The organism is Chthoniobacterales bacterium, from assembly GCA_035274845.1.
Classification (GTDB): Bacteria; Verrucomicrobiota; Verrucomicrobiia; order Chthoniobacterales; family UBA10450; genus AV80.
In genome coordinates, this window is sequence record DATENU010000010.1 from 276,696 (window position 1) to 293,808 (window position 17,113).

Genomic DNA, 17,113 nt, shown 5'->3' on the forward strand with positions numbered 1-17,113 from the left:
ATGGACGATCTCGACACGATCGCTGAGGCCGTCGGCAAAGGGCAATGCATTCTCTTCCTCGGGGCCGGGGTTCATTACGGCCCTCCCCCGGGCACGGACCAAAAATATGTCGACGCCTATCCAGAGGCTCGGCGGCCGCCTCTGGGCGGAGCACTTTCCCAGGCCCTGGCGACGGAGAGCGATTATCTCGCCCGCTTTCCGGGAGCCGACCAACGCGACCTGAAACGCGTCGGCTGGCATTACGAGGATAAGCTTTCGCGCAATCGCCTCATGCGGCGGATCAAGGAAGAAGTGCACGTGAACAAGATCGCGTCGCCAATCGTTCGCGCCCTGGCGGCCCTCGATTTTCCGCTCGTGATGACGACAAACTTCGACCAGCTCTTCGAACAATCGCTCCGCGCCGCCGGCAAAGATCCGCAGCTCTGCATCTACAGCCCTTCGGCGAAAATTCCGACCGAAGATCCGACCGACGATCCCACGCCGGCGAACCCGTTCGTCTGCAAACTGCACGGCGACGTGGACGAGCCGGATTCAGCCGTGATCACGGATGAGGATTACATCCAGTTCGTTTTGCGAATGAGCGACAAGGCGCCTTACCATCCCGTGCCGGAAACATTCCTCTACCGTTTCAAACGCTGGCCCACCCTCTTCATTGGCTACAGCCTCATCGATTACAATCTTCGCCTCCTCTTCAAGGCGATGCGGGTGAACCTCGATCAGGCCCTCTTCCCAGAGACCTACTCGATCGATCCGAAACCGGACCAGCTCATCGTCCGGTATTGGAGCGACCAGCGCCGTTACGTCCGTTTCGTCACCCAGGATGTCTGGTCGTTCGTGCCCGCGCTCTACGAGCGGATCAAGAAAACGGAAATGCCGGCATGATCGCGCTTCCCAAACTCTCCTGGCCGAGCGAACCGTACCGCGGGATCGAGCAATTCCGTTTTGTCGACCGCCCGATTTTCTTCGAGCGGCGGGAAGAAATCCGCCGCCTTATTCGCCTGGTCTCGATCTATCGCGGCACGTTGCTTTACGGCGAATCAGGCACGGGAAAATCTTCCATCATCAACGCGGGGCTCATTCCCGCCATGCTCGAGGAAGGCTTTCTCTCCGAACGATTCCGCGTCCAACCGGTGCCGGGCGCCGAGCTCGTCGTCGAACGAATCTCGCTCACGGATGAAGGGACCGCGCCATTCCTGCCCTCGCGTTTCGCAGCCGACGACGAACCGCGGCAGCGGCTCGTCTTTTCGACCGCGGACGTCAACGCGAAACTCGGCCTCGAACACGAAGGCGGCGCGCCGCTCCTCATCTTCGATCAGTTTGAGGAGTTCGTGACCCTGTTTGAGGAAGCGCCCGAGAACCGGGAGAAACTGGCCGAGGCGGCGCAGGCGCAGAACACGCTCCTCGAATTTTTCCGCGATCTTCTCCGCGACGAAACGCTGCCGGTAAAATTGCTCTTCGTTTTTCGCGAGGATTATCTGGCCAAACTTTCCCGGCTTTTCGCGCTGGTCCCGAACCTGCGCGACCAGCACATCCGTCTCACCGCTCCGGATTCGACCGTGTTGAAGAAATTGATCCGCGGGCCATTCACCTCTGAGGTTCCGCCGGAACATTTCGGCCGCATCATTACCGACGAGCTGGCGGACAAGCTCTGTGCCGCGCTCGCCGAACGGAGCGAGAGCGGTTCCATCAACCTCACCGAGGTCCAGATCGCGTGCCTTTCGCTCTGGCGCGATCCCAAAGGGGAATCGCTTTTCGACACGACGCCGAACCGCGCCGAAGTCGTGCAGAAACTTCTTGAAGGTCATCTCACCGGCTCGCTCGATCGCCTCAGCACAGGCCTGCGCGAACCGGCTGTGGCCCTGCTTCGGCATCTTGTGACCAGCGCCGGCACGCGCAATATCATTCTCGAATCCGACCTGCTCGAAAGGCTGCACACATGCGAAAAAATCCCGGCGGCGACGGGCAAGCGCGCGCTCGAAGAGTTGTCCGGCCAATCCCGCCTCGTCCGCCGCCAGCGCCGGAACGAAGCCTATTTCTACGATATTACGAGTGAGTTCCTCGTTCCCTGGATCCAGCGCCAGCGGGTTTTGAGCGACGCCCGAATCGCCCTGCGCAGATGGCGCCGTCGCGCGGTCGCGGTGGCGGCGGTCATCCTTACCCTGATCCTCATCGGCGCAGGAATTTCGTTCTACCTCGTGCGTGAAAAAAGGAAGGACGACGCGCGGCTGGCCAAGGTGAAGGAGAAGGCGTTCGAAGAAAAAGAGGAAGCCCTGAAGGAGTTAGTCGTCTACGAACAAAAGAATAAGCTCGGCGGAATCGACACCACCCGGAGCGCGACCGATTCCATCGAAACCAAGGAAAGAATAACTGCCAACGAAGCAGTTACGCCTGGGCCTGCTCCGGAAGGGCCGTCCCAGCCCGCTTCCACGCCGCCGCCGTTCGCGGCCGAGGCGGGTGCCGTGGAATATGTAACTGACAAACTTTTCGTCGGCCATAAAGGCGCCGTCTGGGGGGTTCATTACAGTTCCGCCGCATTTGGGTCTGCTTATCCGCGGAAATTGAGTGTCGAAAACCTCTTCCTTATCACCGCAGGTCACGACCAGACAGCGCGGATCTGGGATCTCAAAGCCGATGAGGATGGCGTGCTGCGAGGCCATAGTGGCGAAGTCAATGTTGCCTTGTTCAATCCGAAACCGCGCGGGGATACGAGCGCCTGGCAGGCCGCCACCGGGAGCGACGATGGCACGGCGGCGCTCTGGCGAATCAGCGAACCCAATAAACCATTTTTCCTCAAGGGCCACAGCGAAGCGGTCACTGGCCTGGCCTGGAGCGGCGACGGCAACTGGCTCGCCACCACCAGCAAGGACAATCAAATCCGAATCTGGAACGTAGCCGCACCGGAGACGCCGCCGGTCGTCCTGGCAAAACATACCGGCGACGTCTGGGCGCCGAACCTGGTCGAGTTCCGCGGAAAGAGCTGGCTCGTCACGCCGAGCAGCGATGGAACGGCGCGGCTTTGGAATTTCCCCAAGGGCGACTCTGTCCTTTTTTCCTCTCACCCGGCCAAGGACAGCGAGGTGCTCCGCCACGGCGCGTCAGTCCGGCGAGCCGTGATGGATTCGCAAGCCCGCTGGATCCTCACCGCCGGCGCGGACGGCCGCGCGATCTTATGGGATCGGCCGACCGGCGCGACGCTCGCCATCATTTCGCACGAGAAGGCGGTGCGCGATGTCATCTTTAAACCGGGCGACACCTTCTTCCTCACCACGAGTTCCGACAACACCGCTCAAGTGTGGGACGCCCGGGAAAAGCAGGGCATCGTCACCTTAAAGGGCCACACCGGTCCGCTCTACTCCGCCTGCTTCACACCTTATGGTCCAGGCGTCGTAACCGTGAGCTGGGACCACACCGCGCGGCTCTGGAACTACGAAACCAAAAAGTGCGTCGCCATCCTCCGCGGCCACCTCGATGCCCTTTGGTCCGTCGAATTTTCGCCCAACGGAACCAATTTCACGACCACGAGCAGCGACGGCACCGCGCGCCTGTGGGATTTGAAACGGATCCCCGGCGGCGATGCTTTTCTCCCGCACGCCGAGGCGCCGAAGTAAAAACCGACGCAAAGGGGGAGGCGGGGGTTGCCGCGGCTAAGTGGTGTTTGTTGCTGGAGTGCTCCGATCGCGGTATTTGGCGATGATCTCACTGAATTTCACGCCAAGATCAGTGGCAAAAGGAACCGGCCCTTCAGCCCCGCGTGTCGCGCCTGAGTCGCGGGCCAATGCCGTGGACGTCAAGGCTCGCAATTCCATCGGGAGATAAAGAGGGTTCTTTGCCTCCGTAAGCATAAATCCAACAAAATCAGAAAGGTCGTTTCCAAACGCATCGGAAATCGAGTCGCCTAAGAACTGTCAGATCGATCATTTGCTCGACGTACGCCATGAATACGCATGCGATGTATTCGCTCTTCTCGAGGTCATCCATGCGATCAATCGTCAGAGTAAGCACTTCACTGAGTTTCGAACGCTTGGCAGAATCACCAGCTATCTCCACCAGAAACGCCTGAGTGTTGGGTTTGCTGATTCGACTGAGCGCGGAGACAAAGCGAGCCACCTTCGCCGCAAAGATGCGGTCGGGAATGGATTTCGCAAATTTCGCTAGGTTAATCAGCGAGCCCACAATCGGAATATCCTTAAGCAATCCGTCATCCAGCACTGCATCGATGGCGACTTCAGCAAGGTCAGATGCGAGTTCTCTTTCGGGACGCTCGGCCATGTCTGATAAAATGCTTAGCGAAAACCGGGCGTCGCGTACGTTGCTACGGTTTGTTCGGTAGTTTGGTATAAATCTTCAAAGCTCTGAGTCCCGACAAGGATTCATTGAGCTTCTTTAGGGTTTTGGCTGCGCTATCCGATCTCTTTACATATTCCTCCGTATTGGACTTAACTTGAGCGAGCGCGTCTCGAAGCTCAATTAATTCGTCGATGAGAACTTCCGTCGCCTCCGCGGTCAGGAAGCGGTTTCCGCACTTGAGACATAGGCGACCGCGGCGAAACCAACGAACATCTGTATGATCGCGGTTGAACCAACGCTGACCCGACTCGACGAAGTAATCCACCTCTTTCGTTGGCACAGCTTTGCACGTGGTTATCACTTCGCATTTTGGGCACCACATATCGGTGCCGCCGCTAGGTATTTTGGACATAGGAATTATGTTTGGTTATGTGGAGGACTGGCTATTTGTCTATGGTCAATTCTTGATCCAGAACCGCGAAGTTTCGACGATAGCTCGAAACGTCCTCAACGGCGTCCGGCGTCAATGCCGTGATTTTGGCCAATCGGCGAAGATACCATTTTGCAGGATCGTGGACTGATCGGGAGATATAGACCTTCCGCTGTCCCTTGCTTGGAATGGCGCACTTAACAAACCGGACGAAATCACGGACAGGAAATATGAAGATATCGCGCTGATAGCCGATATCGGCTGCCAGTATTAGCACGATGAAGAAATCGGAGTGATCCAGGTACCCCTCGAACTCGTCTTCTCGAAAAAAGCGCCAGGATGTGTAATCGAACAGCGCACGTTCCCAGCGCGAGCCAACCGGATAGAGTTTGCCGTACTTGACTTGCACTTCGCGATAACGCGGTCGGTTTCGGTGTCGCCTTCGAAGGATGAGATCCACTTTATCAACGTCGAGAAAGCGCGTGTAGGGATTCCAGCCGTTCTCGAAGAATTCGAATTTGGCATAGGTCTCACCAAGTATTTCGTAATGGCCGGCGCCACGTCGAACCTCTGGTGAGAGGAGAGGTGTCGGTTGGTCGGCCATCGCGTTGAGCTTAACAATTAGAGCAAATTACGATTCACGCTAATGGTCCTCACGAGCGGAGCTTCGCGGACAGCGCGTGTAGGCTCAGGACATTGAATCCAAAAGCGCGTCCCGCTGCATCTCACAGGAAAGGCCAACCCTATGATCCAGGATTTTCGTTTCGCTTTCCGGCAGCTTATCAAGACGCCGGGATTTACCACTGTCGCGGTCATCACCCTGGCGCTCGCCATTGGAGTGAACTCGGCGATTTTCGCCCTCATCAACGGCGTGGTCCTCCGGCCCATGGTGCCGGTGAAACCGGAGGAAGTGGTCAACGTCTTCACCGCCCGGCAAAGCGCGAACCACGATTACCGGCAGTTTTCCTACAACGAATTTCGCGAGCTGCGCGAGAACGCGAAAGAAGTGTTCGCCGACGTGGCGGCGCTCCAGTTCACGGTCGCCGGCATCGGGGCGGAGCACGAGATGCGGCGCAGCTTTGCTTTCCTGACTTCGGAGAATTTTTTCACGATGATGGGCGTCCAGCCATTTCGCGGGCGTTTCTACAACGCCGAAGAATGCAAACCGAACGCGAATCTTCCCGTGGTCGTGGCCAGTTACGGGTTCTGGAAACGAATGGGTAGCCGCCCGGATTTTGTCGGCAGCGAGCTCCAGATCAACGGGCAGCCCTACACCGTGATCGGAATCTCGCCGGACGGGTTCAGCGGGATCAGCGCGCTCATCGCCCCCGATATCTGGGTGCCGCTCGGGATGTTTTCGAAAATCGGCTCCGCCTTTAGCGACACGGATGTCGCCACCGACCTGGCGCAGCCAAAAAATTACACGCTTAATTTGTCCGCCCGGCTTCGGCCTGAGCTGACGCTGGAGACCGCGAAAACGCGCCTGCCGGTTCTAAGCCAGCGTTTCAACGCGATCCAGCCGCCGGACGCCGAGTTCGCGCGTGAGCTCCAAATTCAAAAGCCGTCCCGGTTCAGTCTCAGCACCGGTCCGGAAGATGATGGCCCGATTGCCTTGATCGCGACGCTCCTCATGGGAATGGCGGGCGCGGTCCTCCTCATCGCGAGCCTGAACCTGGCGAACATGCTTCTGGCCCGCGGGACCTCACGCGCGAAAGAGATTGCGGTCCGGATCGCGATCGGGGCGTCGCGCTGGCGGATCGTGCGTCAGTTGCTCTGCGAAGGATTACTTCTCGCGATTGCCGGCGGTGCGGTGGGCCTGGCCGTGAGCGTCTGGTGCAACGGCCTCATGTTGCAGTCGCTCGGACGAATGCTCGGCTCCCTCAACTTTTCGTTCGTCGCCGATCTCCATCCGAGCGTGACGGTGCTTTCAGTGACCTTCCTCTTTTGCCTGCTGGCCACTTTACTCTTCAGTCTCGGGCCTGCCTTGAAGGCGACGAAGACCGATCTGGTGAACGACTTGAAACAACAGGTCGGCGAACCGGCGCGGATCGGGCGGCTCAGCCGGTTCTTCGCGCCGCGCCACATTTCGGTCATGGCCCAGATCGCCTTGTCGCTCATGCTCCTCTTTGCCGCCGGTTTGTTCTTCCGCGGTGCACTCAAGGCCGGCGGGCTCGATCCGGGATTTGTCGCGGCCGGCGATCTCGTGACGGAACTGGATTTTTCGCTCGTGAAAAAAGAGCCGGCGGAAGCGAAGCGGCTCATGTTCACGGCAATTCAACGTGCGCGCGAGTTGCCCGGAGTCCAGGCGGCGGCGATCGGAACGATGTTGCCCTACGGCAACTTCACCAATACCCGCCGGATCATGTCCACCCGCGAAACGATGCCAACCGATCCGAAAGCGCCGGACCCGGGAGCGGGCGCTTTGTTTACTGCCACGACGCCAGGTTACTTCGACGCAATCGGCGTGCGGATTCTCCGCGGCCGCGATTTCACCCAGGCCGAAGCGGAGAACAAGCAGGCGCCGCGGGTCGCGATCATTGACGAATCCATGGCGAAGAAGCTGTTCCCGAACACGGACGCCATAGGCCAGCACGTTCGTTACACGCAGGCGCCGCGGGACGGTTCGCCTAACGACTTCGAAGTGGTCGGCGTGGTCGGCACCCATCGCCACGATGTCCAGAACGACACGCTGCTCCGCCGCATTTTCGTGCCCCTGGCCGTGGCGCAAAGCGGCAATGTTTATCTCCACGTGCGGATCGCGAGCAAAGACCGGCGCGCGGTCGCGGCGATGATTCCGACCGTTCGCCAGATGCTGCGCACAGTCGATCCGGACCTGCCGATCCTCGGTATCGCGCCGTTTGTCGATCTCATGGAAAAAAGCGTTGGGCTTTGGATCGTGCGCCTCGGTGCGGTTCTGTTTGGTGTTTTTGGCGGCATCGCGCTGCTCCTCGCGGTGGTCGGCGTCTACGGCGTGAAGGCCTACGCGGTCGCGTGCCGGACCCGCGAGATCGGAATCCGAATGGCGCTCGGCGCGAGACGCAGCGACGTCTTCGGTTTGATCATGCGCCAGGGCGCGATGCAGACCGGGCTTGCGGTTGTATTCGGATTGCTTCTGGCGCTGGCGGTAGGTCGGGTGCTTTCCCAGATTCTCTACGAAGTAAGCCCCAACGATCCGTTCGCGCTCCTCGCTTCGAGTGTGATGCTCGCGTTTGCGTCGCTCCTCGCCTGTTTCTTTCCCGCGCAACGCGCGACGAGAGTCACCCCGATGACGGCGCTCAGGACGGAGTAGGTGTTGGTTTTTGTTTTGGTAGGGACGCCGCGCTGCGGCGTCCGAGTGCCAAACGTTGCAACGGCGGACGGCGCAGCGCGCCGTCCCTACCATGCGCGGCTACAGAAGAATTAGCCTTGGCGCGCGGCGGCCAATTCCGCTTCCAGTTTTTGCTGGCGCTCGTTCAGGCTTTGCAAGCGCAGCTGCCAACGATGCAACTGGATGCTGAGCTGATTGATGTAGCTCGTGATCTCGGTCCGTTGCGACTCGTTTTCCTTCAACTGATGCTGGAGATCGGAAATGCGGACCGCATTCTCGGCCGCGGCCACGATAGTCGCTTTCGGAACGGTGGTCGGCTTGCCGCATTTCTGGCAGGTCAGGGTCATCCCGGCTGCAGCCGCATCGACGACGTAGGAGGTGGCGCAGTTCGAGCAGGCGAACACGATGTCGCTGCTCGGCGCCTGGATGGAAGTAGTCGAGCCGCCCGTGGGTTGCATGGACCGGAGAATTAAGCAGAACACATACCGGAATTTCGGAGAAAGTCTGCGGATTATCCGCTGGTTTGGGCGACTCGGCCAAGGAAAAGGAGAGGTGTGACACACAGGCACCATCTGCGCTGGATTTCGCGACACGATGTCCCGTTTTACGGACAAACGCCTATTCGGTCCAATAGTATAACTGCCTTTACAATAGTTACTTACGTTGCCGAGACGTGATCGGAATATGGATTGCTAAAAGAAGCGCGAACCATTTCTCGGTTCACGAAAGGATTTTTCTAATTATGGCTAAAGTCTTAGGTATCGATTTGGGGACGACGAACTCCTGTATGTCTGTCATGGAGGGCGGCGATCCTGTTGTTTTGGAGAACAGCGAAGGCGCGCGCACCACGCCGTCGATCGTCGCGTTCGCGAAGAACGGCGAGCGGCTCGTCGGTCAGGCCGCGAAACGCCAGGCGGTGACCAACCCGGCCAACACAGTTTTTTCCATCAAGCGGTTCATGGGCCGCAAGTTTGATGAAGTTCGCGAGGAAGAGCATCGCGTGCCGTACAAAGTCGTGAAGGCGGCCAACGGCGACGCCCACGTGCAGGTGGAAGTGAACGGCGAGAAGAAGACTTTTTCGCCGCCGGAAGTTTCCGCGATGATTCTCGCGAAGTTGAAAGCAGACGCGGAAGCAAAGCTCGGCGAGAAAATCACGCAGGCCGTCATCACCGTGCCGGCCTACTTCAACGACTCACAGCGCAACGCGACCAAGGACGCGGGCAAGATTGCCGGCCTCGAAGTGCTCCGCATTATCAACGAACCGACGGCGGCTTCGCTCGCTTACGGTCTCGATAAAAAGAAGGACGAGAAGATCGCGGTCTACGATCTGGGCGGCGGCACGTTCGATATTTCCGTGCTCGAAATCGGCGACGGCGTCTTCGAAGTGAAGGCGACCAACGGCGACACTCACCTTGGCGGTGACGACTGGGACAACATCCTGGTCGATTGGATCGTCGGCGAATTCAAGAAGGACAGCGGCATCGATCTTTCGAAGCAGCCGGACGCCATCCAGCGCATCAAGGAAGAAGCTGAGAAATCAAAGATCGCGCTCTCGTCTTCCCAGGAATACGAGATCAACCTGCCGTTCATCACGGCGGACGCGAGCGGGCCGAAGCACATCCAAAAGAAGCTCACCCGTTCGAAGCTCGAGCAGCTCACCGATTCACTCTTCCAGCGGACGGTTCCGCCGGTGAAGGCCTGTCTCGCTGACGCGAAGCTGGCCGAGAAAGACATCAACGAGCTGGTGCTCGTCGGTGGTATGACTCGTATGCCGAAAGTCATCGAGACCGCACGCACTTTGATTGGCAAGGAGCCGCATAAAGGCGTGAACCCGGATGAAGTCGTGGCGATTGGCGCCGCGATCCAGGGCGGTGTGCTCAAGGGCGACGTCAAAGACGTGCTGCTCCTCGACGTCACTCCGCTCACTCTCGCGATCGAGACGGCCGGTGGCGTTGCTACGCCGATGATTCCGCGGAACACGACGATCCCGACCCGGAAGTCGCAGATCTTTTCGACCTACAGCGACAACCAGCCGGGAGTCGAGATTAAGGTGTTGCAGGGCGAGCGTCCGCTCTCCCGCGATAACAAGAATTTGGGCACGTTCCACCTCGACGGCATCCCGCCGGCCCCGCGTGGCACCCCGCAGATCGAAGTCACGTTCGACATCGACGCGAACGGCATTCTCCACGTTTCCGCGAAAGACCTTGGCACCGGCAAGGAGCAGAAAATCTCCATCACCTGCAGCTCAGGCTTGAGCAAGGAAGAAGTCGAGAAGATGCAGCGCGACGCTGAAACCCACGCCGAGGAAGACAAGAAGGCGAAGGAAGCGATCGAGATCAAGAACAACGCCGACACTCTGGCTTACCAGAGCGAGAAGCAGCTCAAGGATCTCGGCGACAAGATTCCGGAAGACAAACGCAAGCAGGTCGAGGACGCGATCAAGGCCGTTCGGGAAGCGATCGAAAAGAACGACACCGACGCGATGAAACGGACCTACGACGACTTGCAGAACAAGTTCCAGGAAGTCAGCGCCGATCTTTACAAGCAGGCCGCGGCCAGTGCCGGACCAGCTCCGGGCGCCGAGGCTGGCCCCGATGCCGGCCCGCAAGCCCGTCCGCAGGACGAAGGTCCGCGGAAAGACCAGGGCGATGTCGTCGACGCCGAGTTCGAAGTCGTGGACGAAAACAAGAAGAAGTAACTTTAACAATTTGCCGAAAGCCGTTGGGAACAACTGACGGCTTTCGGCATTAACCAACCAAAGCAGACAGAAGAAGGAGTAACTAATAAAATGGCAATTAATGTAAGACCTCTCGGAGATCGCGTGCTTGTGCAGCCGATCGAGGAGAAAGAAACCAAAAAGGGCGGCATCATCATCCCCGATACCGCCAAGGAGAAGCCACAGGAGGGCAACGTCGTCGCTCTCGGCACCGGCAAAGTGGACGACAACGGCAAGAAGGTCGAGTTCACCGTGAAGAAGGGCGACAAAGTCCTCATCTCCAAATACGGCGGCACCGAGATCAAGGTGGACGGTGAGTCCTACCTGATCATGCGCGAGGACGACATCCTCGGCATCATTGGTTAATGAATCGGTCGGAAGTTAGGCTTCCAGCCTGACTCGGCCGACGGGCACCCTGCCTGTCGCTCCACGACCAACAACAAACTCTCAACTTAGAACTCTCAACTAACTATATGGCAGCTAAACAACTCCAATTTGACGAGAACGCGCGGCACGCGCTTCTCCGCGGCGTCGAGAAACTCTCGAAAGCCGTCAAGGCGACGCTCGGACCGAGCGGACGCAACGTTATCCTCGACAAGAAATTCGGCAGCCCGACGATCACCAAGGACGGTGTGACCGTGGCCAAGGAGATCGAGCTCGAAGATCCCTACGAAAACATGGGCGCCCAGCTCGTTCGCGAAGTCGCTTCCAAGACTTCGGACATCGCTGGTGACGGCACCACCACGGCGACCGTGCTCGCTGAGTCCATCTACAAGGAAGGTCTCCGCAACGTCACCGCCGGCGCGAACCCGACTTCATTGCAGCGCGGCATCAACAAGGCCGTCGAAGCAATCGTCGCCGAGCTCGGCAAAATCTCGAAGAAGGTCAGCGACCGGAACGAGATCGCGCAGGTCGCGACCGTTTCCGCCAACTGGGACAAGACGATCGGCGAGATCATTGCCGACGCGATGGACAAGGTCGGTAAGGACGGCACCATCACCGTAGAAGAAGCCAAGTCGATCGAAACCAGCCTCGACGTGGTCGAAGGCATGCAGTTCGACAAGGGCTATCTCTCTCCCTACTTCGTCACGAATGCCGAAGCGATGGAAGCCATCCTCGACAATCCTTACATCCTCATTCACGAGAAGAAAATCTCGAGCTTGAAGGACATGCTCCCGCTCCTCGAAAAGGTGGCGAAGGCTGGACGCCCGCTCCTGATCATCGCGGAAGACGTGGAAGGCGAAGCGCTCGCGACCCTGGTCGTGAACAAGCTCCGCGGCACGTTGCAAGTGGCGGCCGTGAAGGCCCCGGGCTTCGGCGATCGTCGCAAGGCGATGCTGGAAGACCTCGCGGTCCTGACCGGCGGTCAATGCATCACCGAAGACCTGGGCATCAAGCTCGAGAACGTCAAGCTTGACGACTTAGGCCGCGCCAAGCGGGTCACGATTGACAAGGAGAACACCACGGTTGTTGAAGGTGAAGGCAAGAACGCCGACATCCAGGGCCGGGTGAGCCAGATTCGCCGTCAGATCGAAGAGACCACTTCCGATTACGATCGGGAGAAGCTCCAGGAGCGTCTCGCCAAGCTGGCCGGCGGCGTGGCCGTCATCAATGTTGGCGCCGCGACGGAAACGGAAATGAAGGAGAAAAAGGCTCGCGTCGAAGACGCGTTGCACGCGACTCGCGCCGCGGTCGAGGAAGGCATCGTCCCTGGCGGCGGTGTTGCTTTGATCCGCGCTCAGAAGTCGATCGATAATCTGAAGGACCTCGAAGGCGACGAAAAAGTCGGCGTGGCGATCATCCGCCGCGCGATCGAGGAGCCGCTTCGCCAGCTCGCAGACAACGCGGGCCAGGAAGGCGCGCTCATCGTCCAGGAAGTCAAGGCCCGGAAGGGGAACGAAGGTTACAACGTCGCGACCGACAAGTATGAAGACCTGGTGAAAGCCGGCGTCGTCGATCCGACCAAGGTGACCCGGAGCGCGTTGCAGAACGCCGCTTCCATCTCCGGTCTCCTCCTGACCACCGAAGCCATCATCACGGAGATGCCTGAAAAGGAAAAGGGCGGCGGAATGCCTCCTGGCGGTGGAATGGGCCCCGGCATGGGCGGTATGGACTATTAAGTCGTCTCGGCCAAAACCCCGAATTCTTTCGGGGCTAAGCCGAACAGTCACCCGCTAACTAAAGCAATCAACAACAGCCGGGCTCGTAAAGGGCCCGGCTGTTTTGCTTTGCGGGTTGTTGATAGACGGCGGTGCACGGAATTGATAAGCTGCCGAGATGAGTCTCGCCGAAATCAAAACAGCTATTGAGCAGCTCTCGTTCGAGGAGCGCGCCGCGCTGGCCGCCTGGTTGCATGGTTGGAAGGACGACGAGTGGGACGAGCAGATGAAACGAGACATCGCAGGGGGCAAACTCGACGATGTCTTGCGTGAAGTGGAAGACGATATCGCCGCCGGGCGCCTCCGTGATATGCCGTGAAATCCAGAACGCACCGGCGGTTCTGGAACGAATTCAACCGTCTGCCGGCGCATGTTCAGTGTCTGGCCCGAGACAAGTTTCAAATCTGGCAGCGGGATCCGTTTCATCCTTCGATGCAGTTCAAGCCGTTGCGCGCGAACGTATGGTCGGTGCGCGTCGGCGACCATTATCGCGCCCTCGCTCGGCGTGAGGGCGAACTCGTGGTTTGGTTCTGGATTGGCACGGACGAGGAATACAATAACTTCGTGCGCCAACTGCGTTGACGGCAGCCGGGATCACAAATCCCGGCTACAACCAGGGATCCATCCCGGGGTTTGGTGAATCGCGGGACATGTTACTCCGGGGCTTCGCAGCGCTGTGCTCGGGTGCTGACTGCTGATCCAAGATGGCGAGGCCGGAGGGCCGAAAGGCGCGACGGAATGAAGCCCGGATTGCAGCTCCAGCGGAAATCCGGATAGCCGTTTTTCCAAAACGTAAACAGCCCCGCGAGGGACGGCGGAACGTGGATAATCGAAGCACGGGTGACCACGCGACCATTCTCCGCCACTCCTGCCGGAGTTCGGACCTTGGCGTCCGGTGCCTTGACCGTAATTTCCGGCAATATTAATGTCGCGGCATGGACGTTTCCCTCATGCAAGAGCTGATTGGCAAGAACAAGCCGTTTCGCGTAGAGACGGCGTCGGGGCGAGTTTTCGAGGTTCCACATCGTGATTTCGTGAGCTTCTCGCCGCGCAAGACGTCGCTGATTATTTCGTTCGAAGAAGATGGAACGGAGCACTTCGCGATCGTGCCGCTTTTGACGGTTACGGCCGCGATGGCGGCAGCGTAACATTTTCCTGCCGGGGTGGGGAGCCCGGTGGCCGATCATTTCCCGGCGCTTCGCTTCGCTGCGCTCCGGGCCTTATTCCATCGTGCTCCGGCACTGACGTTCGCAGCCACAGATAATTTGTAAGCTCCTTGTTCCTGCTTTCTGATTCAATTCGAGCCCGGGCACGGCTCGGTTTCATGGAGGCGTCCGTAGTCGACGGTGAGACGGCCGCCTTCCCATTCGGAGTAAACGTCAACGAAACGTTCCCCGAAACGCACGTCTTCCGGAGCATAATCCTGAGCACTTTGCACGGATGCAGCCATGACCAGCTCAAGCGAAAGAGTCGATGCGACAAAGAAAGCATCTTCCTTCTCCAGACGTTCGGCTGTCACCCCGTAAAGAGGGCTTTTTTCGTCAATCGTGTGCCGGATGATCAAGGCAGCCGGAAAAGTAACCATGCGACTCGGATAAACCTCCAGGTCGTAGAAACGCCGGATGTCTTCCCCCTCAAGGACCCGCTCGTCGCGCGAATAAACGATCCGAAACTCCGCTTCGGCCATGCTGGTGTGGCGCAGATTAGCGACGCGAAACATCAGGCTGAGCCGGCCATCATGCGGAGCGATAAGAAGGCAGTTGCTGAAAACGATGCGGGCCGTGGGCCGGGCAAAGCGGACAAAAATAAGACCAGTGATGACCGCGAGCCAGATCATGCCGAGGAAGATTTCAATCGTGACAATAATGTGGCCGTAAACCGTGGTGGGATAGTTGTGGCCGTAACCGACGGTCGCCAGGGTTTCGACGCTGAAGAAAAAGGCCAGGGGGAATGAGCCGGGCTCCAGATCGGCGATGCAGCCCGGTTGCAACACGTAAAGGGCGGCGAAAAGAAGGTTGATGACGACGTAGCTGCCGCCGAGGAAAAGGGCGAACCGCGGCCAGCTCAGGGACAAGACCCAGTGATAGCTATCGCGCCAGCCGCCGACGGCGGCGTTGATTTTGAGGAACTCGGTGCGTCCGGCGCGGGTGGCGATGGGACGCTGAGGCCGGTGTTTCATTTCTCAATTCTCACCTGGAAGGCCGAGCTCGGCGAGACTTCACACCCGGCGTCGCTGAGCTTCGCCCTCCAGTTCGGCGAATCGTTCACGCTTTGCCGCCCAAGGTGACGTGATCGTCGAGATCGACCAGCTCGAACCAGGTCTTAACGTCTTCGCGCTCCTTCGAAAACTTGGCGACGTATTCGGTGAAATAATGGAGCGTCTCGACATCACCGCTCGGACCGCGCCGGGCCATGAAGCTGCTCCACGTGTCGATCTCCCATTCAGCGCGTTTGTGTTTCGCGTTCGCGCCGATCCACTCAAGGATCTCGCCATCGCCCTTGCCGGCGGCGAGCTGTTCCTTCAAGGCGCCAAAGTCCAGCCCGAGAAAATCCTTCAAATGCTGATCGACCGGCGCGTCGTACGTGTATTCGCCGTTGGTGCCGGCGATCGTGGCCCGGCCTTTATCGAGAAGGCGGGCCAGGGTGACGTAACCGCCGAGCCGGCAGTGCGGGCTGCGCGGCGGGCGCTGGGTGAGATCGGGCGCGGAGATTTTCGGTGAGTCGGACATGGCAGATTCGGGTTGGTTTTGGCCCGATTATGGGCCGGCTTCCCCGGAGAATAAAGATTTTGCTTCTGTTTCCCGGCCCTGTCTGACATACCCTCCCACTTTCAATGAAATACGACGTTTCCGCGTTGATGGCCGACGTGAAGGCCAAGAACCCGAGCGAGCCGGAGTTCCATCAGGCAGTCCAGGAAGTAGTCGAGTCGCTGGCTCTCGTGCTCGATCAGCACCCGGAGTATCGCAAAGCGAAAATCATCGAGCGGATCATCGAGCCGGAGCGGGTGATCATGTTCCGCGTTCCCTGGCAGGACGACAAGGGCGAGCTCCATGTAAACCGCGGATTCCGCATCCAGATGAACAGCGCGATCGGGCCCTACAAAGGCGGGCTGCGCTTTCATGCCTCGGTCAACCTCGGCATTTTGAAGTTCCTCGCTTTTGAACAGGTCTTCAAAAACGCGCTCACGACTCTGCCGATGGGCGGCGGCAAGGGCGGCTCGGACTTCGACCCAAAGGGAAAGAGCGACAGCGAAGTGATGCGGTTCTGCCAGGCGTTCATGTGCGAATTGTTCCGGCATATTGGTCCGGACACCGACGTGCCCGCGGGCGACATCGGGGTCGGGGCGCGCGAGATCGGATTTCTGTTCGGCATGTACAAGCGGCTCCGGAATGAATTTACCGGCGTGATGACCGGCAAAGGCCTCACCTGGGGCGGCTCCGTCATTCGTCCGGAGGCGACCGGGTATGGAGCCGTCTATTTCGCCGCGGAGATGCTCAAGACGCGCAAGGAAGAGATGAAAGGCAAGGTTTGTCTCGTCTCCGGGAGCGGCAACGTCTCGCAGTACACCGTGGACAAATTGATCTCGTTAGGCGCAAAGGCGGTCACGCTCTCGGATTCGACGGGCTACATCTACGACGAGGCCGGGATCGACCGGGACAAGCTCGCCTTCGTCATGGACCTGAAGAACAACCGGCGCGGCCGTATCTCCGAATATGCCGACAAATACAAGGGCGCCGTTTACACGGCCACGGACGCGGCGGCCGACCACAACCCGATTTGGGACCACAAGGCCGACTGCGCCTTTCCCAGCGCGACCCAAAACGAGATCAATGGCAAGGATGCGGCCAATCTCCTTAGGAATGGAGTCTACGTCGTCTCCGAAGGCGCCAACATGCCAACTGATATTGAAGGGGTGAATCAGTTCCTCGGAGCCGGGATCCTTTTCGGTCCCGGGAAGGCCGCGAACGCGGGGGGTGTCGCCACCTCCGGCCTCGAGATGGCGCAAAACAGCATGCGCATTTCGTGGACGCGGGAAGAAGTCGACACGCGCCTCTTCAATATCATGCGAACCATCCACGAAGTTTGTTACCGCACGGCCGAGAAGTACGGCACTCCGGGCAACTACGTGAACGGCGCGAACATCGCCGGCTTCCTCAAGGTTGCGAACGCGATGATGGATCAGGGGTTGGTATAAGCGACAGCCTGACGCCGGT

The 17,113-nt window shown here is 59.1% G+C and carries 16 protein-coding genes; 10 read left to right on the forward strand and 6 right to left on the reverse strand.

All coding sequences use genetic code 11. From position 1 onward, the window contains the following. Positions 1-882 (forward strand): SIR2 family protein, encoded by an 882-nt coding sequence (locus VJU77_06505; protein ID HKP03003.1) that lies wholly within the window; start codon positions 1-3, stop codon positions 880-882. Further along, positions 879-3,608, forward strand: coding sequence for a hypothetical protein (locus tag VJU77_06510; protein HKP03004.1), 2,730 nt, complete (start codon positions 879-881; stop codon positions 3,606-3,608). The genes VJU77_06505 and VJU77_06510 overlap by 4 nt, the downstream gene beginning before the upstream one ends. A 247-nt stretch (positions 3,609-3,855) precedes the next feature. Here VJU77_06510 and VJU77_06515 read toward each other — a convergent pair whose 3' ends face one another. Genes VJU77_06515 through VJU77_06525 form a run of 3 tightly spaced genes read right to left on the reverse strand, consistent with a single transcriptional unit; the run spans position 3,856 to position 5,321 of the window. Beyond that, positions 3,856-4,269, reverse strand: coding sequence for a hypothetical protein (locus VJU77_06515; protein HKP03005.1), 414 nt, complete (start codon positions 4,267-4,269; stop codon positions 3,856-3,858). Positions 4,270-4,312: 43 nt separating this feature from the next. Beyond that, positions 4,313-4,699: a hypothetical protein gene (locus tag VJU77_06520; protein ID HKP03006.1), complete on the reverse strand. Its 387-nt coding sequence runs from the start codon at positions 4,697-4,699 to the stop codon at positions 4,313-4,315. Positions 4,700-4,730: 31 nt separating this feature from the next. Continuing rightward, complete coding sequence (locus VJU77_06525; GenBank protein HKP03007.1) at positions 4,731-5,321, reverse strand: hypothetical protein; 591 nt, start codon at positions 5,319-5,321, stop codon at positions 4,731-4,733. A 141-nt stretch (positions 5,322-5,462) separates the two neighbouring features. Here VJU77_06525 and VJU77_06530 point away from each other — a divergent pair, with 141 nt between their 5' ends. Then, a complete protein-coding gene (locus VJU77_06530; GenBank protein ID HKP03008.1) occupies positions 5,463-8,006 on the forward strand; it encodes an ABC transporter permease in 2,544 nt (847 codons plus the stop codon). 110 nt (positions 8,007-8,116) lie between these two features. Here VJU77_06530 and VJU77_06535 read toward each other — a convergent pair whose 3' ends face one another. Next, complete coding sequence (locus VJU77_06535; protein ID HKP03009.1) at positions 8,117-8,482, reverse strand: hypothetical protein; 366 nt, start codon at positions 8,480-8,482, stop codon at positions 8,117-8,119. A gap of 284 nt (positions 8,483-8,766) precedes the next feature. Between VJU77_06535 and dnaK the strand changes: the two genes are divergently transcribed. The 6 genes from dnaK (at position 8,767) to VJU77_06565 (ending at position 14,047) form a co-directional block, all read left to right on the forward strand. After that, positions 8,767-10,722, forward strand: coding sequence for a molecular chaperone DnaK (gene dnaK, locus VJU77_06540; protein ID HKP03010.1), 1,956 nt, complete (start codon positions 8,767-8,769; stop codon positions 10,720-10,722). A 96-nt stretch (positions 10,723-10,818) separates the two neighbouring features. Then, positions 10,819-11,106, forward strand: a complete 288-nt coding sequence (groES, locus tag VJU77_06545) for a co-chaperone GroES (GenBank protein ID HKP03011.1) — start codon at positions 10,819-10,821, stop codon at positions 11,104-11,106. A gap of 107 nt (positions 11,107-11,213) precedes the next feature. Continuing rightward, positions 11,214-12,860, forward strand: coding sequence for a chaperonin GroEL (gene groL / locus VJU77_06550; GenBank protein HKP03012.1), 1,647 nt, complete (start codon positions 11,214-11,216; stop codon positions 12,858-12,860). Positions 12,861-13,017: 157 nt separating this feature from the next. After that, positions 13,018-13,218 (forward strand): hypothetical protein, encoded by a 201-nt coding sequence (locus VJU77_06555; GenBank protein ID HKP03013.1) that lies wholly within the window; start codon positions 13,018-13,020, stop codon positions 13,216-13,218. Continuing rightward, entirely contained in the window at positions 13,215-13,481 is a 267-nt protein-coding gene (locus VJU77_06560) for a hypothetical protein (GenBank protein HKP03014.1), read from the forward strand. Before VJU77_06555 ends, VJU77_06560 begins: the two co-directional genes overlap by 4 nt. Positions 13,482-13,849: 368 nt before the next feature. After that, positions 13,850-14,047 (forward strand): hypothetical protein, encoded by a 198-nt coding sequence (locus VJU77_06565; GenBank protein HKP03015.1) that lies wholly within the window; start codon positions 13,850-13,852, stop codon positions 14,045-14,047. A 146-nt stretch (positions 14,048-14,193) separates the two neighbouring features. On the opposite strand, the gene VJU77_06570 is transcribed toward VJU77_06565, so the two are convergent. Further along, positions 14,194-15,078 carry an ion channel gene (locus VJU77_06570; protein ID HKP03016.1) on the reverse strand — a complete coding sequence of 295 codons (885 nt, stop codon included), beginning with the start codon at positions 15,076-15,078 and terminating at the stop codon, positions 14,194-14,196. Between the two features lie 85 nt (positions 15,079-15,163). After that, positions 15,164-15,628: a DUF5069 domain-containing protein gene (locus tag VJU77_06575; GenBank protein HKP03017.1), complete on the reverse strand. Its 465-nt coding sequence runs from the start codon at positions 15,626-15,628 to the stop codon at positions 15,164-15,166. Positions 15,629-15,732: 104 nt separating this feature from the next. Here VJU77_06575 and gdhA point away from each other — a divergent pair, with 104 nt between their 5' ends. After that, the gene (gene gdhA, locus VJU77_06580; GenBank protein HKP03018.1) at positions 15,733-17,094 is read left to right on the forward strand and encodes an NADP-specific glutamate dehydrogenase; all 1,362 of its coding nucleotides are present in this window, start codon (positions 15,733-15,735) and stop codon (positions 17,092-17,094) included. Positions 17,095-17,113 lie beyond the last annotated feature (19 nt).